This is a genomic window from Mariniphaga sp. (assembly GCF_041687215.1).
Taxonomy (GTDB): Bacteria; Bacteroidota; Bacteroidia; order Bacteroidales; family Prolixibacteraceae; genus Mariniphaga.
The window spans coordinates 19,907-42,929 of sequence record NZ_JAWLCI010000045.1 but is presented as its reverse complement, the minus strand read 5'-3'; the positions used below and the strand labels follow the sequence as shown (position 1 = coordinate 42,929).

The 23,023-nt window shown below is 42.1% G+C and carries 20 protein-coding genes and 1 tRNA gene; 14 read left to right on the top strand and 7 right to left on the bottom strand.

Features of this window, described 5'->3' with window-relative positions:
• The first annotated feature begins 43 nt into the window (after positions 1-43).
• The 7 genes from ACESMA_RS14935 (at position 44) to ACESMA_RS14905 (ending at position 7,033) form a co-directional block, all read left to right on the top strand.
• Positions 44-676: a hypothetical protein gene (locus ACESMA_RS14935; RefSeq protein WP_372949652.1), complete on the top strand. Its 633-nt coding sequence runs from the start codon at positions 44-46 to the stop codon at positions 674-676.
• Positions 677-1,038: 362 nt separating this feature from the next.
• On the top strand, positions 1,039-1,608 hold the full coding sequence (locus ACESMA_RS14930; protein ID WP_372949651.1) for a hypothetical protein: 570 nt from the start codon (positions 1,039-1,041) through the stop codon (positions 1,606-1,608).
• Positions 1,609-1,788: 180 nt separating this feature from the next.
• Entirely contained in the window at positions 1,789-2,352 is a 564-nt protein-coding gene (locus ACESMA_RS14925) for a hypothetical protein (RefSeq protein ID WP_372949650.1), read from the top strand.
• Positions 2,353-2,439: 87 nt separating this feature from the next.
• Positions 2,440-3,246, top strand: coding sequence for a hypothetical protein (locus ACESMA_RS14920; protein ID WP_372949649.1), 807 nt, complete (start codon positions 2,440-2,442; stop codon positions 3,244-3,246).
• Positions 3,246-5,960 carry a carboxypeptidase regulatory-like domain-containing protein gene (locus ACESMA_RS14915; RefSeq protein ID WP_372949648.1) on the top strand — a complete coding sequence of 905 codons (2,715 nt, stop codon included), beginning with the start codon at positions 3,246-3,248 and terminating at the stop codon, positions 5,958-5,960. Before ACESMA_RS14920 ends, ACESMA_RS14915 begins: the two co-directional genes overlap by 1 nt.
• The gene (locus tag ACESMA_RS14910; RefSeq protein ID WP_372949647.1) at positions 5,957-6,520 is read left to right on the top strand and encodes a hypothetical protein; all 564 of its coding nucleotides are present in this window, start codon (positions 5,957-5,959) and stop codon (positions 6,518-6,520) included. The genes ACESMA_RS14915 and ACESMA_RS14910 overlap by 4 nt, the downstream gene beginning before the upstream one ends.
• A gap of 6 nt (positions 6,521-6,526) precedes the next feature.
• The gene (locus ACESMA_RS14905; RefSeq protein ID WP_372949646.1) at positions 6,527-7,033 is read left to right on the top strand and encodes a hypothetical protein; all 507 of its coding nucleotides are present in this window, start codon (positions 6,527-6,529) and stop codon (positions 7,031-7,033) included.
• Positions 7,034-7,041: 8 nt separating this feature from the next.
• Here ACESMA_RS14905 and ACESMA_RS14900 read toward each other — a convergent pair whose 3' ends face one another.
• Positions 7,042-8,940 (bottom strand): sulfatase-like hydrolase/transferase, encoded by a 1,899-nt coding sequence (locus tag ACESMA_RS14900; protein ID WP_372949645.1) that lies wholly within the window; start codon positions 8,938-8,940, stop codon positions 7,042-7,044.
• Positions 8,941-9,147: 207 nt separating this feature from the next.
• On the opposite strand from ACESMA_RS14900, the gene ACESMA_RS14895 reads away from it, so the two are divergent.
• Positions 9,148-10,722 (top strand): AbgT family transporter, encoded by a 1,575-nt coding sequence (locus ACESMA_RS14895; RefSeq protein ID WP_372949644.1) that lies wholly within the window; start codon positions 9,148-9,150, stop codon positions 10,720-10,722.
• A 3-nt stretch (positions 10,723-10,725) separates the two neighbouring features.
• Here the strand turns inward: ACESMA_RS14895 and ACESMA_RS14890 are convergent, their stop codons facing one another.
• Complete coding sequence (locus tag ACESMA_RS14890) at positions 10,726-11,028, bottom strand: ArsR/SmtB family transcription factor (RefSeq protein WP_372949643.1); 303 nt, start codon at positions 11,026-11,028, stop codon at positions 10,726-10,728.
• A gap of 181 nt (positions 11,029-11,209) precedes the next feature.
• Here ACESMA_RS14890 and ACESMA_RS14885 point away from each other — a divergent pair, with 181 nt between their 5' ends.
• Positions 11,210-12,184, top strand: a complete 975-nt coding sequence (locus ACESMA_RS14885) for a polyprenyl synthetase family protein (protein ID WP_372949642.1) — start codon at positions 11,210-11,212, stop codon at positions 12,182-12,184.
• Between the two features lie 20 nt (positions 12,185-12,204).
• Here ACESMA_RS14885 and ACESMA_RS14880 read toward each other — a convergent pair whose 3' ends face one another.
• Positions 12,205-12,549, bottom strand: a complete 345-nt coding sequence (locus ACESMA_RS14880) for a nucleotide pyrophosphohydrolase (protein WP_372949641.1) — start codon at positions 12,547-12,549, stop codon at positions 12,205-12,207.
• Positions 12,550-12,612: 63 nt separating this feature from the next.
• A complete protein-coding gene (dtd, locus tag ACESMA_RS14875; RefSeq protein WP_372949640.1) occupies positions 12,613-13,068 on the bottom strand; it encodes a D-aminoacyl-tRNA deacylase in 456 nt (151 codons plus the stop codon).
• A 117-nt stretch (positions 13,069-13,185) separates the two neighbouring features.
• Here dtd and ACESMA_RS14870 point away from each other — a divergent pair, with 117 nt between their 5' ends.
• The 3 genes from ACESMA_RS14870 to ACESMA_RS14860 all read left to right on the top strand — a co-directional run bounded on the left by ACESMA_RS14870 (position 13,186) and on the right by ACESMA_RS14860 (position 17,692).
• Positions 13,186-13,923, top strand: a complete 738-nt coding sequence (locus ACESMA_RS14870; RefSeq protein WP_372949639.1) for a hypothetical protein — start codon at positions 13,186-13,188, stop codon at positions 13,921-13,923.
• A gap of 25 nt (positions 13,924-13,948) precedes the next feature.
• Complete coding sequence (locus ACESMA_RS14865) at positions 13,949-16,330, top strand: TonB-dependent receptor (protein WP_372949638.1); 2,382 nt, start codon at positions 13,949-13,951, stop codon at positions 16,328-16,330.
• Positions 16,331-16,732: 402 nt separating this feature from the next.
• Positions 16,733-17,692: a lipoate--protein ligase gene (locus ACESMA_RS14860; protein WP_372949637.1), complete on the top strand. Its 960-nt coding sequence runs from the start codon at positions 16,733-16,735 to the stop codon at positions 17,690-17,692.
• Between the two features lie 174 nt (positions 17,693-17,866).
• Here the strand turns inward: ACESMA_RS14860 and ACESMA_RS14855 are convergent, their stop codons facing one another.
• Both ACESMA_RS14855 and ACESMA_RS14850 read right to left on the bottom strand, forming a co-directional pair.
• Positions 17,867-19,243, bottom strand: coding sequence for a TrpB-like pyridoxal phosphate-dependent enzyme (locus tag ACESMA_RS14855; protein ID WP_372949636.1), 1,377 nt, complete (start codon positions 19,241-19,243; stop codon positions 17,867-17,869).
• A 360-nt stretch (positions 19,244-19,603) separates the two neighbouring features.
• Positions 19,604-20,668 (bottom strand): aldo/keto reductase, encoded by a 1,065-nt coding sequence (locus ACESMA_RS14850; RefSeq protein WP_372949635.1) that lies wholly within the window; start codon positions 20,666-20,668, stop codon positions 19,604-19,606.
• 162 nt (positions 20,669-20,830) lie between these two features.
• Here ACESMA_RS14850 and ACESMA_RS14845 point away from each other — a divergent pair.
• Together ACESMA_RS14845 and ACESMA_RS14840 are read left to right on the top strand one after the other, a co-directional pair.
• Positions 20,831-20,902: transfer RNA gene (locus tag ACESMA_RS14845), tRNA-Arg, on the top strand.
• Positions 20,903-20,976: 74 nt separating this feature from the next.
• Positions 20,977-21,459, top strand: coding sequence for a ribonuclease HI (locus ACESMA_RS14840; RefSeq protein WP_372949634.1), 483 nt, complete (start codon positions 20,977-20,979; stop codon positions 21,457-21,459).
• Between the two features lie 8 nt (positions 21,460-21,467).
• On the opposite strand, the gene ACESMA_RS14835 is transcribed toward ACESMA_RS14840, so the two are convergent.
• Positions 21,468-22,847 carry a BNR repeat-containing protein gene (locus ACESMA_RS14835; protein ID WP_372949633.1) on the bottom strand — a complete coding sequence of 460 codons (1,380 nt, stop codon included), beginning with the start codon at positions 22,845-22,847 and terminating at the stop codon, positions 21,468-21,470.
• Positions 22,848-23,023: the final 176 nt, after the last annotated feature.

Sequence of the window (23,023 nt, the reverse complement as noted above, 5' to 3'; positions counted from 1 at the left end):
TACAAACTAAAAAAATTTATAAACAATTAAAAAACACGAAATCATGAAAAAGTTATCAGTTATTATCGCAACAGTTTTATTTTCTTTTGGAGTAGCAAAAACAATTTCTGCACAAGAAATAAATCGTGGAGCAACACAAGTGGGAATAGCAAATTCATCAGTTTCTACCGGTGACGATTCCAACGAGGCAAGCCACGGAGTTAACATTAACATTCCAACCGTAGCTTTGGTTGATGTTGAAGGAGTTGATGGTGAAGCAACAACGGTTAACCTGGCACCTGATGTTTCGGCACTGGAAGCAGGTGAGGCAGTTGATTTCTCTGATGCTACCGACAACAGCCTTTGGTTGAATTACACTTCAATAATAGCATCTGACCAAGATGAGAGAAACATTACCGCAGAGATAGATGGTACGCTTCCAGCAGGAATAAGCCTTAATTTATCAGCCGGCGGACTTTCAACAGGAAATGGCAACCTTGGCGCTTCTGCAGGTACAATTACACTAACAACAAATGGCCAGAATCTGGTAACAGGAATTGGAAGCGGTTATACCGAAAGCGGTTTTGAAAAAGGTCACCAGTTAACTTATTCGCTCGATATGAACAACGAAAGTTATGCTGCCCTGGCTTCCGGTTCTTATAACGTAACCGTTACTTACACCATCACAGGAAACTAAAAACTTATTTTCAACAAAATATAAAAAGAGCAGGCAGAAATGTCTGCTCTTTTTTTGATTTTTATCTTGCACTTAAAAATAGCCGGAAACACACTAAAGTGAATAACATGCCGGGGAAAGATAATACAGAGCAACTGTCTGGATGCTGAATTCCAAAAAAATCTTCAGACTGAATATGGGTTTGTGTCCCAATATAAAATTAAATCGTCCCATTTTGAATCCATAATTTTTCAGAACTATTGCGTAATATATTAAAATTCAGTTATTTAAAAGTTAGGCATATTGATTGTTTAAGTGTTGGCACGCTTGAAGATGTATTTACAAACTAAAAAAATTTATAAACAATTAAAAAACACGAAATCATGAAAAAGTTATCAGTTATTATCGCAACAGTTTTATTTTCTTTTGGAGTAGCAAACGCAGAAGGTGACGACACCAGGGAAGCAAGCCACGCAGTGAATATTAACATTCCAACCGTAGCACTGGTTGATGTTGAAGGAGTTGATGGTGAAGCAACAACTGTTAACCTGGCACCTGATGTTTCGGCACTGGAAGCAGGTGAGGCAGTTGATTTCTCTGATGCTACCGACAACAGCCTTTGGTTAAATTATACTTCAATAATAGCATCTGACCAGGATGAGAGAAACATTACAGCAGAAATAGAGGGTACGCTTCCAGCAGGAATAAGCCTTAATTTATCAGCCGGTGGAGTTTCAACAGGAAATGGCAACCTTGGCGCTTCTGCAGGTATAATTACACTAACAACAAATGGCCAGAACCTGGTAACAGGAATTGGAAGCGGTTATACCGAAAGCGGTTTTGAAAAAGGTCACCAGTTAACTTATTCGCTTGATATGGCCAACGGAAGTTATGCTGCCCTGGCTTCCGGTTCTTATAACGTAACCGTTACTTACACCATCACAGGAAACTAAAACCTTATTTTCAACAAAATATAAAAAGAGCAGGCAGAAATGTTTGCTCTTTTTTTGCACCAACGTTCTTTGAATAGGTAAGCATTTTAGAAAGGAAAAATCAGGATTTTAAACCTTTTAAATGCGCTAACCGTATGAAGCAGTAAACTGCATTGTTGGTTATTTTGGGGTATGAAATTCATGAGCGCTATATTGTCTGTTTTCCTGATTGTGTTTTTGCCGCTGTTTTTGCTGGCACAAAGCAATCAGTCCAGCCACAAGGCAAACATCGAAATACCCGAAGTGGCGCTTTTGGGTTTGGTTTCCGAAGAGGCAGGTCAAACGAACCTGACTGTTTCAGCTCCAACCGAAGCCGGCAATAAAATTGATGTTTCAACAGCACAGCAAAAAAACAGTGTGTGGCTAAACTACTCATCCATTATTCGCAGCCAGAACCACCGCCGAAAAGTAATAGCCGTTGTTCATGGCGAAATTCCAGCGGGAATGCAATTGTTTGTGGAAGCTTCGCAGGCAGCGGGCCAGGGAAACGGCACAATGGGCCAACCCATTGGGAAAGTGGCGCTTTCAGGACAACCTGCCGAAGTAATTTCTGATATTGGTAGTTGTTATACCGGAAAAGGAGTTAGTAACGGTCATTTGCTAACTTATAAGCTTGAAACGGATAATTCCGGAGACAGCATGGCTGACCTGGCACAGCATCAGGCTACACTGCAGGTGGTTTATACGCTCACAGACCATAATTAACAATCCCTTTCTTATTGTTTTCTATTCAAAGAAATGTATTTTAGCAACAACAAAAAAAATGTTGTTTTTACCAAAAAAACATGTAAAATGAATTGCTACTCTATTTTAAAAAAACTGACACTTTCAGCTATTCTTCTGATTTTTGTTCCCTTCCTATCAGTTGCCAGTATTATCATTCTGAACGGATTAACTCACGAAAACCAGGTGCAGGCCGGTGAAACCTACCGTGGATCAATCCAGATTCAAAATGCCTCTGAAAAAAACAGGAGCGCAAGAATTTACCAGCGCGATTACTGGTTTTCATACACCGGCGAAAGCAAACATGATCCGGCAGGTACCATGGAAAGGTCCAACGCCGGATGGATTACTTTTAATCCTGAGCTGATCAATTTGGCGCCTAACGAAAAAGCTACCATTAATTTTGAAGTAAGCGTACCGGAAGGCGAATCCCTTTCCGGAACATTTTGGAGCGTACTCATGGTAGAAGGAATTGTACCACCTGATACAACCGATTATTCAAGCGGAGTTACCATAAACACCGCCATTCGGTATGCAATTCAAATTGTTACCAACATTGGTGAAACAGGAACCAGCGACATTCAGTTTTTGGGACTGGAACTGGGAGAACAGGAAGAAACAACCTTGTTGCATGTAGCATTGGAAAATACAGGTGAACGAATGCTCCGGCCTGAACTGGCCGTTGAGTTATTTGACGAGGCAGGCAACTCGGCTGGTATTTTAAAAGCCGAAAGGCGTAAAACTTTTCCCGGCACTTCGGTACTGATTACGCTGCGGCTGGAAGGAATAAAACCCGGCAACTACACCGGTGTGCTGGTGGCCGATTGCGACAAGGACCATGTGTTTGGTACCAATGTATCGTTTGAAATCGGATAATGCCCTTAAAATTCTATACAATATTTACATTTTTAACGCTGACAACTTTTAACTTATGGGGCCAGCCCAACAAGCCCGTTTCCATTACTTCAACCAAAGAAAAAACCGAAGTGCTTCCCGGCCAGATAATAAACCTCGCATTTTTTATTGAAAACTTATCTGGTAACCCCCTGCCGGTTTCAACATCAGTTCTGTTACCGAAAGGTTGGAGGTTGATTTCTTCCTCCCAAAACTTTGAACTTAAAACCAATGAAAAAAAGTTTTTAATTTTTACGGTGCAGGTTCCTTCCAATTTTCCGGTGGGGAACTTTAATGTTACATTATTGGCTTTTCATTCCGGGACAAAAGAAACCCTGGACTCTTATAAAACAACAATAACCGTAGGCGAAGTAGAAAAAATAAACATGATTCTGGTTGAATCCCCTGATTATGTAAATGCCGGTGAAAAATTCAGGGGAGAATTTCTGATACAGAACCAGGGAAACACAACCAAAAAAGTTTATGTTGAAACACGAAACTGCATTGTTGAAGGTTCTCCTGAGGTTGAAATAAAGCCTGGAGAATCTGTCCGTGTTTTTGTTGTAAACCAAACGTCGCCCGACCTAACCGACACTCGAACTGAATATTTTACCGTCAGGGCGCTCGTATCAGGTGAAGTAACCGAAAGCATATTCCGTTCGGTTTTGGTTTTTCCCTCAAAAGAGTCAAAAAGAGACCTCTATTTTCGTTTTCCCGTTATAGCCTCGGCAACATATCTGGCATCCAATCAAAGAGGGAAATTTGAACATGCTTACCAGTTTGAACTTTCAGGAAGCGGAGCGCTTGATGTGAGTGGAAATCACAACCTGGAATTTTTAGCACGCGGCCCGAATAACATTAACCTGAGTTTTCTGGGAATGTATGACCAGTATTACATTTCGTACGGACATAAAAACATTGAACTGTTTGCAGGAGAAAAGTCATTTGCATTTACTCCGCTTACCGAATCGTCTCGCTATGGTTTAGGCGCCGAAAGTAAAATAATATTCAACAGCGGCCTGAACCTGGGATTTTTGTATGTAAAGCCCCGTTTTTACAAGGAGATAGAAAATGAAATGGCATTGTTCACGGGCTTTGAGTTTAATGACCGAAACAACGTTGAACTATTTTTTATTTCCAAAAAACTGGCCAATCCAACAGAAATCACGCACCTTTATAGTGTCAACTCGCAGTTTCAACCTTTTGAGCGGACTTCTGTTGAACTGGAATTATCGCGTGGCCGTTTTCTGGAAACCTGGGACAATGCTTTACGGGCAAACATCAATTCACAGTTTTCCATATTCAACCTGGCCGGAAATTATTACTACACGGGAAAAGATTACCCCGGTTATTTTTCCAACTCCACATTTTACTCTGGAAATTTTTCAGCGAACCTGACTCCAAAACTCAGTTTGGGATTTTATGCCAAAGAAGATTTCAGAAATGCCCAACTCGATACATTTTTTGTAACTGCACCCTATTCCAGGTCTTTTCAATCCATGATTAACTACAACATTGCTTCACGGTCGTATTTGAAATTATTCTGGCGTGAATACGAGCGGAAAGACCGTTTGGCACTCGATAAATTTCATTATAAAACCAGCTCTTTAAATGCGCAGTTCAACCAGCGTTTCAAAAAAACAGAGTATAATATTCTGGCTGAATATGGCGAAACCACTAACTTTTTACTCAATCCGGGCGAAAACCGGCAAAACACCTACAGAGGCTCTGCAAACATGGCCTACAGGTTTAATGCACTTCATGCAGTGCGCGTTTTTGGCAGTTGGTCCAACATTAACCGGTTTGTTTCGGGCGAACAGCGCAACCTCACAGCAGGCGTTTCGGTAATAAGCCAGATTGCCAAAAACCTGCGGGCCAATTTTCATGTTCAAAATGCATACAATATTGAAGACTATTACCGTAACCGTAACCTCATGCAGTTGAATATTGATTTTACTCCCGGAAGAAACCACAAGTTTTCGGTGCGCAGTTTCTATACACTTTTCAGAAATCAAACCGAAAACCCGGAACTCACTTTTTCTTTTAACTATGCTTATAATTTCGGCATTCCGCTTAAAAAAGTAGTTAAAGCCGGAGATGTTGCAGGAACGATAACCCGCGAAAACGGGGAAGCGGTGTCAGGAATTGTAGTTTCCCTGCAAAACCGCACAACCATTAGCGACAAAAACGGCGGGTTTAGTATTAAGGCAGTGCCGGCAGGCAGGCATTTATTGTTTATCGACCGTTCAAATATGGCCATCGACGAAATTACCAGTATTCCCGTTCCAATTGAGATTGAAGTGTTTGAAGACCAGGTTGCTTCCATCCAATTAAAAATTACAAAAGGTGCACGGCTTTCAGGAAATTTTAAAGCGGAAGAAAGTGGAGTTTCGGTTTTACAGAATAGTGAAGTAAACACGCAAAATATTATTATTGAACTAAAAAATGAATGGGAACAATTCCGAATTACCACCGGTCCAGACGGAGAATTTTTTTTTCCATTAGTTCGACCCGGTGAATGGACTTTCAGAATATACACCAACAGCCTGCCCGATGGTTTTGAGGTAGAAAACCCGGTTACCGGCATTCTACTTGAGCCGGGCCAAAATCAAAATATTTCTGTTAGTCTGAAAGCACGAAAAAGAAATATTATATTTAAACCACTTGAAATAAAAACAATAATTAAGAATAAATGAAACAATATATAATAGAATACGGCTTAAAGTTACTTTTATTACTGCTTCCGTTCGGAGCATTTTCGCAGTGGGAAAACGGGCAAATAGCTGTTAATTTCAGCCTGCCCGAGGTGGCACTGGTTGACATCGAACCAGATGTCAATAACCGAATTCATTTTACGTTATCGCCTGCTTCTCAGTCAGGACGTCCGCCCGAACTGGCAGAATCGACCAATGAAACCTTGTGGATTAATTACTCATCTTCGTTACCCGGGCATCAGAATTCCCGTTCCATTACCGCTCAAATTTCACAGGGAACCATACCCCAGGGAATCAGCCTTTACCTTGAGGCAGGCAGTTATTCAGGAAATGGACGCGGGAAACCGGGACAGCCCGCAGGGAAAATAGAACTTTCGAGTCAACCCAGGCCGGTAATATCGGGCATAGGAAATTGCTTTACAGGCGACGGCATTGCAAACGGACATAAACTTGTTTTTTCCATTGAAATCTCTGACTACACGAACCTGGCTACAGCCGGTGACACAAACTTTATTTTGCTTTACACCCTAACCGATAATTGATTGCCGATGAAAAAATCATTTTATTTTATACTGCTGATTTTTATTCCTTTTTTAACGGAAGGGCAGGAACTCACTGTGCAGGTTGACGGAGATGCCGATTTTACGCATAATCTGATACCAATAAGTGAAGCGGGATTGGATTATCCTTCTACTCTTCAGGCCGAGTCATCGGTTTACGTTTCGGTCATTTCCGATAACCTGTTGGATAAAAAAAACAACCCAAACGATAAATGGAGGATTCATATTCATAAACTCGACATGGAATGGAACCAGGAACTTGCCCTTGAAGCCAGACGAACCGGACAGGGATTCAAACCCGACAATCCCGGAAATCCCAATATTCAAGATGGTGATAATTTTCAGCCAATCACCAACATACCGGTTTACTTTTTCCGTGGGCGTGGTGAAATTGTGCAAATTCCGGTCGCATTGCAACTGCGTGGATTTTCGGTTACGATGGGCGCACGCGATTTTGAAACCAGCCTGGTTTTTACTGTTTACGACGATTGGTAAATTTTAAATTACCAGTCAAATTCGAGTTCATAATCTGCCGGATTCAATCCCCATTTCTCCACCAGCCATCGGGCAGCTCTCAAATCATAGCGGTTTCGGGTCATTTCAGGGGAAGTTTTAATCATATCAACAACCCCGTTTATCATCTCCGGGCTTTTTTCTTCTACACAATCAATGGCATTCAGCGCATGAGCACGGGCAAATTCATTGGGATTTTCAAGAACTGAAAGCAATGCATTTTTTGCAGCTTCCTCTTCACCCAGATTGTAAAGCGCTTCTGAAGCAACTGTAATTACGTTGGCCGATTTATCGTTTAACACTGCCAGCAAGTCACCTTTTGCCGGTGCAGCTTCTTTTCCCAAAATGAGCAGCCCGGTTGCTCCCCAATATCGGATGGCGCTTTCATCGCTTTTCAAATAAGATTGTAATAAAGACAGGTTTTCAGCCTTTCCGAGTGTGGCTGTTTCAGCAGCATCAATAATGGGTTCCAGGTCGATTTTTCCCGAGCGCATGTAATCATACATGGGAGTTTCTCCTGCCCTGTCCACGCGGTCGGCTTCGGGAATAAAACCGGTGTCTTTTATCCGGCTAACCCAACCACGGTTGGCAACACGCATTCTTTCCAAAACATCAGCGTAAGCAGGATTCGCAGCAAGATTGTTGATTTCCCAGGGATCGTTTTCCGTGTCGTACAATTCTTCAACAGGCTTGGGTTCCCAGAATATACTTTGAGTTTCGTTGCATTCCCCGTTCAGATAAGCCTCCTCCCATGAACGAATGGAAGGCGCCCGCCACAGGTATTCCAAATGCTGGCCATAAATGCGGTAAGGCATGTAGTTGCGGATGTAACGAAATTTTTGATCGCGCACAGCCCGGCTCATATCATAGCGTTCATCCATTCTTCCTCGGAACATGTAAGCAAATTCCGGATCTTCGGTTTTTTGTTTGCCCAGAAAAGCGTTTCCCTGCATAAAATCCGGAATTTCGATGCCCGCAATGCTGAGCAAAGTCGGGGCCAAATCAACAAAACTTATTAACCTGTTCACCTTTGACCCGGGTTCTTTTTCCGGAAACAGGTATTTGTATTTTTCGGGAATACGCACAATAAAAGGTACATGTGTTCCGGTTTCGTAAACATACCGTTTACTGCGGGCTACCACACCGCCGTGATCTCCATAGTAAAAAACAATGGTATTTTCAGCCAGGCCGGCTTCTTCCAGCTCTATCAGCCATTTGCCAATCTGGGTGTCCATGTCTTCCACCTTGTCGTAATATTGAGCCCAGTCGTGTTTCATGCCTGGAGTTGCCGGGTGATGAGGCGGAATAGGCACTTCATCGGGAATGTGCCGTAGCTGTTCATCGGGAATGGAATCATGCAGCGAACTTTCATGCGAAATTGTGGTATTGAAAACGGCAAAGAATGGTTGTCCTGGCGCCCGGTTTTTATAATGAGCCTTATTGCTGCTTTCGTCCCAAATCAGTTTCGGATCGATGGATTCCGTATTGTAATCGGTTTTTGAATTGTTGGTGCAATAATATCCGGCCTCGCGTAAAAACTCAGGGTAGGTTTTCACAACTTCTGACTTTGGGTAGTAACTGCGCATGTGCTGGTTCCCGCCCGAAGTTGCATAAATACCTGTAATAATAGTATTTCGGGCCGGAGCGCAAACCGGAGCATTGGCATAAGCGTGTGTGTACAAAAATCCTTCGGAAGCCAGCTTGTCCAGGTTGGGTGTAGTGGCAAATTCATCGCCGTAGCAACCCAACAAAGGGCTGTTGTCCTCGCTGGTTAGCCACAAGATGTTGGGGAGCTCTTCAGGAATTTTTTCCTGGCATCCTGAAAATGAAAAAGTTGTAAGAGCAGCAAATCCGAGGATGGAGTAGCCGGTAAGGTTTTTAAGTTTCATCTTTAAAATTTTTTATTGAAAGATGTTCAAAGATAAAAAATGAATTTTTTTTAAACCCGATTATGCAAGGTTTGTTTTGCCAACTCAAAAAAAAATTGTTTTTTGCGATCCCTCCAAATTCATAAACCTAAATCTGAATCTTTTGTTAACTAATAAATTCGGGGGAAAAAATCTCCTGTTCAGCGATTAATTTTAAATAAAGTTTGAATGACAAAAAAGGGAAAAAACAAAGGAGATTTTTTTAAGCGAATGCTCGACAAGGTGGAAATAATCGGGAATAAACTACCTCAACCGGTAACACTATTCGCTATGTTAATGATAATAACCTTGTTGCTTTCATGGGTTTTTGGAGGAATAACCGTGGATCATCCTGGAAAAGAAGCCGGGTTAATTGGACCTGACGGAAGTCCGGTTGAAACCATTAAAGTTGTGAACTTGTTGTCGCGTGAAGGGGTTCAAATGATTTTTACCCGGATGGTTTCCACATTTGCCAATTTCCCTCCGTTGGGGCTTGTGCTTGTTGTTATGCTGGGAATTGGCGTGGCTGAATACACCGGTCTCATTTCTGTTGCGCTTCGGCTGTTTGTTTCCAAAGTTCCAAAATCCATAATTACTTTTTCTATAGTGGTGGCCGGCATGTTAAGTTCTGTTGCTGCTGACGCCGGTTACGTGGTTTTAATACCTCTGGGTGGCGCTATTTTTATGGGAATGGGCCGGCATCCACTGGCTGGAATCGGGGCGGCTTTTGCCGGTGTTTCCGGTGGATTTGGCGCCAATTTACTTCCCACAGGCCTTGACCCCATGATTGCTGCTTTTACCGAACCGGCAGCCCAGATTATCGATCCGGGATACACAGTGAACCCGCTTTCCAATTACTACCTGATGGCTGCTTCTGTGCCGTTAATTGGACTAATTGGAACCTGGGTAACCGAGAAAATTCTGGTTCCTAGATTAGGAAAATATACTCCTGCGTCCGATATTAAAATTGAAGAAGACAAGCCCATTTCCCGCCGCGAAGTGAGGGCGCTGGGTTGGTCATTTGTGGCTACCATTGCCGTTTTGGCTTTGTTTATGCTCACCATTATTCCAGCCGACGGACTGCTGCGGGGTGAAATTGATCCCAACACCGGAAGCCGCAGTTTTAAACCGTTTTACGATTCATTGGTGCCCGTAATGTTTATCGTGTTTTTTGTGGCCGGCTTGGTTTACGGTATGGCCGCCAAAACCATTAAAACCGACAAAGATGTTACCGACATGACGGCCAAAAGCATGTCAACCATGGGAATGTATATTGTAATTGCATTTGTGGCAGCGCAGTTTGTAGCTTACTTCAACTGGTCGCACCTGGGCAGCGTACTGGCCGTTAAAGGTTCCGATGCGTTAAATGCCATTGGTTTTACCGGCGGCCCACTGTTGGTGGCGTTTATCATTGTTTCATCTATGGTGAATTTGGTGATGGGAAGTGCTTCGGCCAAGTGGGCTCTGCTGGCGCCCATTTTTGTGCCCATGCTAATGCTTATGGGTTATTCGCCCGAAACCACGCAGGCGGCCTACCGTATCGGCGATTCATATTCCAATATTCTGACACCACTGCTGCCTTATTTTCCACTGGTCATTGTTTTTGCGCAGAAGTATGTAAAAGAAGTAGGCATTGGCACACTCATTTCCATGATGATTCCTTATTCCATTGCATTTGCTGTAGTCAGAATTCCGATGCTTTTAGTTTGGATTTGGGCCGGCTTGCCGCTGGGAATTGAGGGTCCGATTTATTATCATCCCTGAATCCTACTCACACGTGCAGGTTTCCAGGCAATCCACAATCTGACTGAGAATTTCGTATTTTAGATAGTAGTAAGTGTTTTTGCCTTCGCGTTTGGAGCAAAGTACACCTTTGTCGCGCAAAATTCCCAAATGGTGTGAAGTAGTGGACTGCTCAATACCAAGCAATTCGTGGATTTCAGTAACCGTAAGTTTTTTTCCACCTTCCAGATGTTTTAAAATGGCGATACGCATAGGGTGTGCAATTGCTTTCAACATATTTGCAGCAGTATCTAACCTGTTGGCGTCCAACACCTTGATTTCTACCATTTTTCTAAATTGTTTAAAAATGCAAATATATAAATATTTAAGGATTTACCGATAAGCTAGTTGAATTTAGATGCATTATGAATAAATCGCTTTCCCCCTGTTATTTTTTCGTTTAAAACTTACTTTTTTCGGCTAAATTATTCTATGTTCGTTATCGAAAAGGAAAAAGGGAATTTGTTGAATGTCGAAAATAAAATCCATACGTTTACCCATTGAGCAGGAGCTTCGGGATTTTGAACCATATTTCAAAAAATCCTTAAAGAGTGATGTACCGTTGCTGGGCACCATTCTGAATTTTTTGTACCGTACCAAAGGAAAACAACTTCGTCCCATGTTCGTGTTTTTGTCGGCCAAACTACATGGCGAAACCAATGAGTTTTCGCAATTGGCAGCCTGTTCTGTAGAACTGCTTCATTCGGCCACCCTGGTACACGATGATGTGGTGGATGAGTCGTATGAAAGGCGAGGCGCATTTTCAATAAATGCATTGTGGCGCAACAAACTGGCGGTGCTGGTGGGCGATTACATTCTGGCAAAGGGACTGCTTTTACAGTTGGAACATAAAAAATACAACTTCCTGCACCTGATTTCACGAGCGGTGCAGGACATGAGCGAGGGTGAAATTCTGCAGGTGAAGAAAAGCCGGAAACTTGACATCGACGAAGAAACTTATTTTGAAATTATTCGCAAAAAAACGGCATCGCTTATTGCTACCAGCATGGCTATTGGCGCTGCATCTGTTACTGAAGATCCTGAAATTCCCGAAAAAATGTATCGTATTGGGCAAAATGCCGGCATCGCCTTTCAAATTAAAGACGACATTTTTGATTATCAGGAAAAGGGAATTATTGGTAAACCAACCGGGAACGACATCAAAGAAAAGAAAATTACCCTTCCGCTTTTACATGTGCTGAACAATGCTGAATCGGGTGAAAAGAGACGGATTCTGCGGCTTATTAAAAAGAAAAACAAAAACCGGGAAGTGGTGAAAGAGTTGATTCAGTTAGTCATTGACAAAGGAGGAATTGAATATGCCACCGAAAAAATGAATGAGTTTAAAGATAAGGCAGTGGATGCACTGTTGGATTTCCCGGAAAGTGAAGCGCGTACTTCATTGATTGAGCTGATGAATTATATAACTACCCGGAAAAAATAGAAGTACCTCTCCAACAACGATTATTCGGATAATTTTCGGTTTTTGAGATGACGATCTTTGTCGCGGTTGCTTTTTTTCTCCATGTTTACAAGGAATGCTTCGTTCAGATTTACACCAGTTTGGTTAGCCAGGCAAATGAGTACCCAAAGCACATCGGCCATTTCGTCTGCCAAATCGTATTTTTCGTCAGACTTTTTAAAAGACTGGTCTCCGTATTTTCGTGCCATAATGCGGGCCAGTTCGCCGACTTCCTCAGTTAAGACAGCCATGTTGGTGAGCTCGCTGAAATACCGCACACCTATGGTTTTAATCCATTGGTCAACCAATTGCTGGGCTTCCTCAATAGTTATTTTGTTTGGTTTCATTTTATCCTATATTGTTTTAACCTTAACATGTTTTCCTCCCCTTTGGGGAGGTTAGGTGGGGCTTCAAAAATCTTTTTGTTTTGAATCAATGATTATTGTAACCGGGCCATCATTCACTAACGAAACATCCATCATGGCGCCAAAAATTCCGGTCCCCACTTTTTTGCCCAGTACCGCTTCGGTTTCGGCTATAAATTTTTCGTACATTGGAATGGCAAAATCGGGTTTTGAGGCGCGAATATACGAAGGACGGTTGCCTTTTTTTGTATTGGCATGGAGGGTAAACTGACTTACCACAATCACATCGCCTCCAACTTCTTGTACCGAGCGGTTCATCACCCCGTTTTCGTCGTTAAAAATGCGCAACTGAACTATTTTCTTTGTCAGCCATTCAATGTCTTCCTCATTGTCAGCATCTTCGATTCCCAAAAGAACAAGCAATCCTTTCCCGACAGAGGAAACTGCTTTTCCGTCAACGGTAACTTTTGCTTCCGAAACCTTTTGAATTACTACCCTCATAATGAATTTATTTTCTGCTAAAATATAAATTTAAGTAATGCCTGAACCTTCCAATCAATTTTTTGTTTATTTTTCAAGTTAAAAATTAAAACAAAAATCAAAAAAATAAGACCGATTATGAAATTAGGTTTATTAGTAATAATTCCGCTTTTGGCAATTTTAGGTTGTACTTCCCAGCGGGGAATAGAAAGTGAGACCATTGTAATTCAAACTTCTCCTGAAAATGCAATCCGGGAAATGGAAATTGAGTTTCAGAAAGGAAAAGCATTTAATCATCCGTCTTTTGCCGTTTGGATTGAGGACCTTGAGGGAAACTACATTGAAACACTTTATGTTTCGGGCTATGTGGCCAAAGGACGGTTTGGTTTTGGCGAAATTGAACCGGGAAAATGGAAAAACGAACCCGGGGATGTACGGCGACCTGCAACATTGCCTTTCTGGGCACACAAGCGCAACATTAAAGCGCCCGACGGGTTATTTATTCCTTCCCCTCAAACCGAAGTGCCCGACGCGCTGACATCAGCTACACCGCGAAATAATTTCAGGTTAGAGACAGCTACAAGTTATTCGGGAACAAACAAGTTCAGGGTTTTAATGGAAATTAACCAGGCCTGGGATGCGAACGAATTTTGGACCAACAATAAATTTGATGGCGATTTGAATTATTTTGGCTCACTACAGCCGGCACTGGTTTACGCAGTCACAGTCGATCCGCAAAGTCCCGAAACAGAATTCTACCTGAACCCGATTGGTCACAGCCATCCAACAGGTGCAAACGGAGTGCTGTTTACAGACCTGACCACTTTGACAACGGCTAAAGAGATTGCCCAAAAGATAATTGTACGTTTAAAATAATCCCAATTCATAAAAAAAGAAAACCATGAGAATCATTTATATAATCCTGCTGATTTTTATTTTCCCCCTGAGTGTTTTTGCACAAAATGCTTCGTTGAAAGGGCGTGTGGTAGATGCCGTAAGTAACGAGCCTCTTCCATTTGTAAATGTGATTGTTTCAGGAACCACCATCGGAACCATAACCGATATGGACGGCAATTTTGTGCTGACAGGTCTTACGCCTGGTTTCGTGCGCGTAGAAACTTCATTTGTTGGTTATCGCAGGGCAGTTTCATCCGAAGTGGAAGTAAGCGCAGCCCGGGTAAATTCTGTTGAAATTCAGATGGAAGAACAGAAAGAAGAGATTGAAGAAGTAACGGTGACGGCCTCACCATTCCGGAAAACGGAAGAAAGTCCGGTGTCATTGCGAAGCATTGGCATTGGCGAAATTGAAAAAAGCCCTGGTGCCAACCGCGATATTTCCAAGGTTATTCAGTCATTTCCGGGGGTTCAGTCCACACCAGCTTACCGAAACGATGTTATCATTCGTGGTGGCGGGCCGTCTGAAAGCCGGTTTTACCTCGATGGGGTAGAAGTGCCGTTTATCAACCACTTTGCAACTCAAGGTGCCTCGGGTGGTCCGGTGGGAATAATAAATGCAGATTTTTTACGCGAAGTGAATTATTATTCAGGCGCCTTTCCTGCAAACCGTGGAAATGCCCTGAGTGGTGTGCTTGAGTTTAACCAGGTTGACGGAAACAGTGACAAACTGAAATTTCAGGGAACACTGGGCGCTTCGGAGGTGGCAGCCACTATCGACGGGCCAATTGGCGAGAAAACTACGTTTATTTTTTCCGCACGACGTTCTTATCTGCAATTTTTATTCAGTGTACTTGAATTGCCTTTTCTACCCAATTTTACCGATTTTCAGTTTAAAGTACGCTCGCGCATCGACAAAAAAAATGAGCTGACTTTTGTTGGCTTGGGAGCAGTAGATGTATTCGATTTAAATTTGGGAATTGAAGAACCGGATGAGCAGCAAAGTTTTATTTTAAGCAGCATTCCGGTGAATGAACAGTGGAACTACACGCTGGGTGCAGTTTACAAACATTTTCGCGACAATAGTTTTCAAACCGTTGTACTGAGCCGCAGCCACCTCAATAACGGAGCTTACAAATATTTCGACAACGACGACAGTTCTGAAGAAAATAAGATTCTGGATTATTCTTCCGAAGAAATTGAGAACAAACTACGCTTGGAAAGTTCAAGCCGGTTTGATGGATACAGACTGAATTTCGGGGCTAATCTCGATTTGGTCACCTACACCAATTCCACACAACAACAGCGTTTTTATGGCGATGGCATTCTTAATATAAATTACAATACTTCGTTAAATCTTGTAAAATGGGGACTTTTTGCTCAGGCCAGCAAGAGCGTTTTTAACGAAAAACTGTCACTTTCGCTGGGTGTTAGAGCCGATGCCAACAATTATTCGCCCAGCATGAATAACTTGTTTGACCAGCTTTCTCCGCGTTTTTCAGCCTCTTACAGTTTAACACCCCGGTGGAGCCTGAATTTCAATACCGGACGTTACTATCAGTTGCCACCCTACACAACACTCGGTTTTCAGCAAAACGATGTTTTGGTTAACAAAGAAAATAATCTGAAATACATAATGGCTGACCACCTGATTGGAGGATTGGAATTCCGGCCGCGTCAGACTGTGCTTTTTACGGTGGAAGGATTTTGGAAAGGATACAAGGATTACCCGTTTTCGGTAAAAGATCAGATAAGTTTAGCCAATAAAGGTGCTGATTATGGAGTAGTTGGCGATGAGGAGGTTCTTTCACAATCGGAAGGACGTGCATACGGAGCCGAGTTTCAGGCACGGGTGAATGCCGCGAGCGGGTTCAATTTTAATTTATCTTATACGCTTGTACGCAGTGAATTTTTAAATGCCTCCAACGAATACATTCCTACCGGTTGGGATTCCAAACACTTGCTAAATTTAACTTCTACCACTGAGCTTAAAAAAGACTGGAGGATTGGCGGAAGGTGGCGTTTTGTGGGCGGCCTGCCTTACACTCCTTATGATTTGGAACGCAGTTCGCTGGTAGAAGCCTGGAATTTGTCAGGCAGTCCGTATTTCGATTTTACACGGTTAAATTCTGAACGTTTTTCAGCTTTCCATCAGTTGGATTTGCGGGTGGATAAAACGTATTATCTCAACAAAATCACCATGAAATTTTACATCGATATTCAAAACCTTTATAATTTTCAGGCTGAACAACAGGATATTATAGTAAGGGACACCGATGAAAACGGGAATTTTATTTTTACCGATAACGGTTCCCGTTACCAGTTGAGGAGGGTTACCAACACTTCGGGAACCGTACTGCCAACAATTGGAATTATTCTTGAATTTTAACAGGTTTTTAGCCTGCATTATTCATAAATTTTGTTTGTAATGAATGAAATGCAGGTTAATCCCGACTTAGATAGCCTGCCCCGAAGTTGATTCGGGGAAGTTAAACTTTTGAAAAAAGTTTTTACGTAATCTTAGTCGCTGTCGGAGACAGGAATAATTCTTGGATTATTCGGGTTAGAAAATAGAATTGTCGTCGTGTTTATCCTGCGAATCAACAATAATCATTAAGGTAATAAGGCTTCAGCCATATTCATTCACATGCGGCTGAAGCTTTTTTTGGATGTTCAATTTTTTAATCTGTTGGATTAATCCAATGGCAATAAGAAAAAGATAGCCGGAAGAATAAAAAAATCGGTTTATTTTGCATCGTCAAATCCAAAATGTTTTAGACAAAAAGTATTTATGCTTTGCATTCAACTAAAAAATAACGACCCATACTTTTGTCTTGCAGCCGAAGAGTATTTGCTGAAGAATTTTTCGGAAGATATTTTTATGCTTTGGCAAAGTGAAAATACGGTGGTAGTGGGAAAACATCAGAATGCCCTGGCCGAAATCAATTATCCGTTTGTACACCGGAACAACATTACAGTTGCCCGGCGTATTTCGGGTGGAGGAACGGTTTTTCACGATGCAGGGAATGTGAATTTTGCCTACATCAAAAACGTCAGCAGTCCGGCTGAAATTTCGTTTAAACTTTTTACCGAACCAGTTGTGAAAGCGTTGGCCAGACTTAAAGTCACAGCAACCACTTCAGGCCGGAACGATTTATTGGTGGAAGGCAAAAAAATTTCCGGAAATGCCGAGCATGTTTTTAAAAACCGGGTGCTGCACCATGGAACGTTGTTGTATAATTCCAACCTCGAAACTTTAGGACAATCCATAAAAGTTATTCCAGGAAAATACCATGGAAAAGCAGTACAGTCGAACCGGAGTATAGTTACCAATATTTTCCCTTTTCTGAAAAAGCAGTTGTCGGTGAATGATTTTAGTTCTTTTTTGATGGATGTTCAGCTTGAAAATTCAGCGAATTCAGTTTATGAACTGAATGAAAAAGATAACCAGACCATTCAAAAACTGGTGGCTGAAAAGTTTAAAACCTGGGTCTGGAATTACGGTTATTCACCTAAATATACCTTCCAGAACGAATTTCTTTTTGAAGATAAAAAACTGAAAGTGGAATTGCAGGTTGAGAAGGGACGGATTGTTTCCTCTAATTGTTCAGGCGAATTTTTTACAGAAAACGAATTGGAAATTCTGAATAAATCGCTTGTTGGAGAAAAACATTTTTATTCAGATATGCGGGAGAAGCTGGAGAAAATTCTTTCTGAAGTTTCGGACGAACTGGTTTTTTCTTTTTTTTAAAAAAAGGCTGCCTCAAAAGTAGAACATCAATCATTTTTTTTAGTGCTGAGCGTGGTTGAATCATTTGTTTTTCAAACGTATAGGTTCTTCGACTACGCTCAGAATGACGGAAACGAGGACTTTTGAGACAGCCCTTTTAAAATTTTTCCCCTTTGGAGGAGTCAGTGGGGGCTTTTATTTCGGCAGCGGATAACCTTCCAGCTCCTTCAGGTTTTTGGCAATTTCCGATTCCGGGTATTCAAAATCATTCAGTTGGCCTGTAAGGTATTTTTCATATCCCACAAGGTCCATCAATCCGTGGCCACTGAAGTTGAACAGAATAACTTTTTCCTTTCCTTCTTCTTTTGCCTTTTTGGCTTCGCGAATGGTGGCAGCAATTGCATGGGTGGTTTCTGGCGCAGGAATAATGCCTTCGGTTTTGGAGAAAAGCAATCCGGCCTCAAAACATTCGCTTTGGTGAATGGCCTGTGCTTCCATCAAACCGTCTTTTAACGCGGCACTAACCAGCGGAGCCATTCCGTGGTAGCGCAATCCACCGGCGTGAATTGGAGCCGGTATAAATGAGTGCCCTAAACTGTACATGGGCAGTAGGGGAGTCATTTTGGCTACATCGCCATGGTCGTAAATAAACGGCGCTTTGGTCAGGGTTGGGCAGCTAAACGGCTCAGCTCCAATAATCTGAATGTCGGCACCATGAATTTTATCGTACATAAAAGGGAATGAAATTCCTGCAAAATTGCTTCCCCCACCACAGCAGCCAATCACCACATCGGGATTTTTAATGCCTACTTTAGCCAACTGTTTTTTGGCTTCCAGACCAATTATGGTTTGGTGCAACATAACGTGGTTCAACACTGAGCCCAGAGAATAACGTGTTTCACCTTTAGGATCGGTAACTGCTGCTTCAATGGCTTCTGAAATGGCAATGCCCAGGCTTCCGGGTGTATCGGGATATTTTTCAAGAATGTTACGACCTGCCTGGGTTTCAGTACTTGGACTGGCAATACAGGTTGCTCCGTAAGTGTTCATCATCATTTTGCGGAACGGTTTCTGGTCGAAACTAACGCGCACCATAAAAACTTTACACTCGATGCCACCCAATTGGGCACAGGCAAAAGCCAGCGCACTTCCCCATTGTCCGGCGCCGGTTTCGGTAGTCAGTTTTTTTATGCCGAATTGTTTGTTGTACCAGGCCTGTGCAACGGCTGTATTGGGTTTATGGCTTCCGGCCGGCGAAACACCTTCGTTTTTGTAGTAGATTTTTGCCGGGGTGCCCAGCGCTTTTTCCAACTCGTAGGCTCGAATCAGCGGACTTGGCCTCCACTGAACCAAAATTTCCCGAATTCCTTCCGGGATGTCAATCCAGCGTTCCTGGCTTACTTCCTGTTCAATCAAATTCATTGGAAATACCGGCGCCAGCATTTCAGGCGAAATGGGATTTCCATCAGGTCCAATTGGTGGATTCAGAGGTGTTGGCAGATCGGGTGCCAGGTTGTACCATTGTCTGGGCATTTCCGATTCTTCAAGAAAAATTTTCTTTTGATGAGTCATGTTTTATAATTTTAAGTTTATTTTTTATTAAAAAAGGGATTTACGGCACAAGCAGTAAATCCCTTTTCGGTTTTTAAATTCGTGAAATCATATTTTGTTCCCTGGCTTCCATTTTAACATTGCGCCAGTGCCATTCTTTTCCAAATAATGGTGATGTGTACATATTCATCTTTTTATGAGGACGGTAAAACTACGGAATTTATTTTAAAACAGATTTGGGTTTGTAAAATAATCTGTCTTTTATATTCATCAATTACATTTCGGTTTTCGAATATAAAATATTTTGGAATGGGAAGAATGGAGTAAAATTTATGTCAATTTTAAGCCTGGTTAATTACGTATGAAATATTTGCTGAAAATTTAAACTCCGATATCCCACCTTCTGAAATACAGTCCCTGCCTTACAATGGGCAGCGTTTTGAATTCGATTTCTTCCATTAGGGCCAAAGGAAGTGGATAAAATTCAGAAGCAATTTTTACGTTTTCTTCCAGTTGTTCCATGCTGTCAACTCCAATAATGGTAGTACTTACCGGGAGACTCATATTGTAAGTCAATGCTTCTTTTATTGAAATAGTTCCCGCTTTTGGCGTACGCATCCGGGCATCGGTTTGTTCTTCCAGTGGTGGTGGAGTCCAGCAATTCAACATGCGTCCGCGGGTGGTCACCTTCATTCCGATGGTGGCAATTCCACGTTTTTGTGCTTCAGGCAACAGATAATTTTTAAAACTGAGGTAGTGTACATCGGCAGCATTGAGTGCAAGCAAAAGTGTGTCGAACGGATATCGTTTTATGGCTTCAAGCAACACAATGGGTTCAAAGTGCCCTGTAATTCCAAGATTCCGAACCACACCTTCCGATTTAGCTTTTTCAAGTGCTTTTATGGCGCCGTCATTAGCAAAAATCTGGTCAATTTGTTCCTGTCGTTGTACATTGTGCAACTGCCAGGTATCTAAATGATCGGTTTGAAGATTTTTCAGGCTTTCCTCAAGCAAACGCATGGAACCATCATAGGTCCGATCGTGGGTTTTGGTGGCAAGCCACACTTCACTGCGGCGGGTTTTCATTACCCGGCCAATGTTTAACTGGCTCACACCCCGGCCATACGATGCAGCGGTGTCAATATAGTTAATTCCCAAATCGATGGCGCGATTGATAATTTTTTCTGACTCTTCTTCCCGGCCTGCAATTTCGAGTGTTGCCTGTCCGCCCAAACTTAAAATACCTATTTTATATCCCGTTTTGCCAAAAGAGTGAGTAGGCATGGCACTGAATGTTATTGGATTGAAAGGGTGTTCATCGTTTTTTTTAACCGGAATTCGACTGAATTCTTTTTCAGAGCCCACTGCATTTCCGACGGTTACCGTGGCTGCTGCTGCTGCCAGTCCGGTTCCCAAAAATTTTCTTCGGTTGATGTTGTTTCCCATAATATTTGATTTTTAAAGAATTTATTTCAATTCAGTAGAATATGCTTTATATACGGTAATTTTTGTTTCGGGTTGAAAATAAGGATAAAAAACGAGATTATTTTGGAATTGATTTGCCGGGAAATAGGTTTTTCTCTATTTTTGCCCACCTGAAAATTAGAGGGTCCCATAGTTCAACGGATAGAATAGCAGTTTCCTAAACTGTAGATCCAGGTTCGATTCCTGGTGGGACTACAAAAACTGCTGGTTTATAGTAAATTGGTGGTTTTTTATTTTCGAAAACCCCATGGCTTTTTTAGATTTGCAACATGAATAAGATATTACTGTTTATTGATGGAAGTGTGGATGTTTCATCCAAAACCGGATTTGGCGCCTGGCTTGTGGTATCAGAACCCGTTCCTTCACCGGAAACGTTGAAAAAACAGGTGAAAGTGAAACGGTTTGAACAAACTTCGTCAACAAAACTGGAATTACAAACTTTGATGTGGGTGCTAAAGGAAATTCCCGAGGACGGGAATCGAGTCATAATTTATACTGATTCACAAAATATTATAAGCTTAAACTCCAGGCGTGAACGATTGGAGAAAAATAATTATCATTCAAGAAACAACAGGCAAATTAATAATTCTGATTTGTACATAGAATTTTTTAGGTTGATGGATAGGTTTGATTGTGAATTCGTAAAAGTGCAAGGCCATCAACCCACCAGGCACAAAGATGAAATCCACAGGCTTTTTACCATGGTTGACCGGGCTTCGAGGAATGCGTTGAGGAAGGAGAAAAAATTTTAACCTTTTGGTCATTCACCTGAAAACTGAAAATCAATTATTCGCAATGGTGTAGATTCGTGAACCGCTGCGGGCATTTCCTGCACCATTACCGAAAGTATTCCGTCATTTCTCCAGCGGTAAAAATCGCCCAGCATTTCGTTTACAAATGGTCCTTTTTCAGTATGGATGATTTTCCAGTCAGTCCATTTTGAAACGGAGCCGGCTGCGGCTATCACCAAATCCCCTTCGGCATATTTCAAATTATTTACAGTGCCTGAGTGCTGTGCGCCAAAAATCATGTAAATATTATCGTTTTTATCTGCAAATATTTTAGGACGATCTCCTGCGATCCACGGAAGCTCTAGGTGTTGCCAGTTACCATTTTCTTCCCGCCAGTAATGGTGATAGCGGCGCGCTTCGGGAGGGCCCCACCGGTGTTCTCCCGGCCAGCTTCCTGCTGCTTTCAGTGATTCGTCGGAACAATGCCACATGACCACATGAATTCGCCCCTGCGAATCAACCGTTTGCCCGTGTGTATTCATCAATCCGTATTTGCGACCAATGTCAACCACTTTTAATCCGGGAGAATTTACGCCGGGAGGTTCGGAAAAAACTTCTCCGTTATTATTGAGCCATGTTTTTCCCTGGTCGGTACTGTAAGCGTACATTAAATCGTGATTGGATCCCTGACTGTCTTCCCTCCACACCCAGGTAGCATGCAATTTTCCATCGGGGCCATAATCATAGCCATTCGGATAAGAACACCTGGATTCACTCTGTCCAAGAACATCTTCAAACATTCCTTTTCCTGAGTCAATCTGGCGTGTGTTTTTCCAGGTTCCATCTGTCGGATCATAATCCACCAACATGCGGTCGCCATTTCCCGATCCACCTTTGCGGTAGCAAAACTGGAGGCCGCCACCGGGAGTTTGCCAGAAACGGGGATAGGTTATCACTATGTTTTTCCCTTTTTCAAGTTCGGAGGTAACCGGACCAAAAAGTGAAGCTTCCCACACTACTTCTCCCGGATTTGTGGCTACATTCTTTTTGGAAACACGGTAGTGCAGCGGATCGTTGTGGTGGTCGAATGCAATATGTATGGTGCCGTCTTCAGGGCAAATCCCGATGGAAATTGTATTATGGGCATCATTGCTTTTAAAATGGTAGTCCTTCAATTCAAGGATTTCCCAATCAGCACCGGGCAATTTGCGCCTGGCCATACAAACATACCTTTGGGCATTGTAATATCCCACATACTGAAATCCGTTATGTGTAACCATTGCGTCCTGCTGAAACGATTTCCCATTGATAGCCTGGCCAAAATTCCCATCAATAGTGAGTGCTTTCGATTCAATAACCGAATGGCTGACTTTTTTAACTTTGATTTGGGCACTCAGGGAAAATTGCATGATTGCAAAAATTGATAACAGAAAACCAATTCTTAGAGATTTTAATAGAGTTTTCATAACAAAAATGTTTTTATGAACAGAATTAAAAACCTTAAAGTTAAATGTATTTTATTACAGAATTGAAATTTTTTCGCCTCCCACAGTTTCGTTTTATTAATTTTGCACGGAAATATATG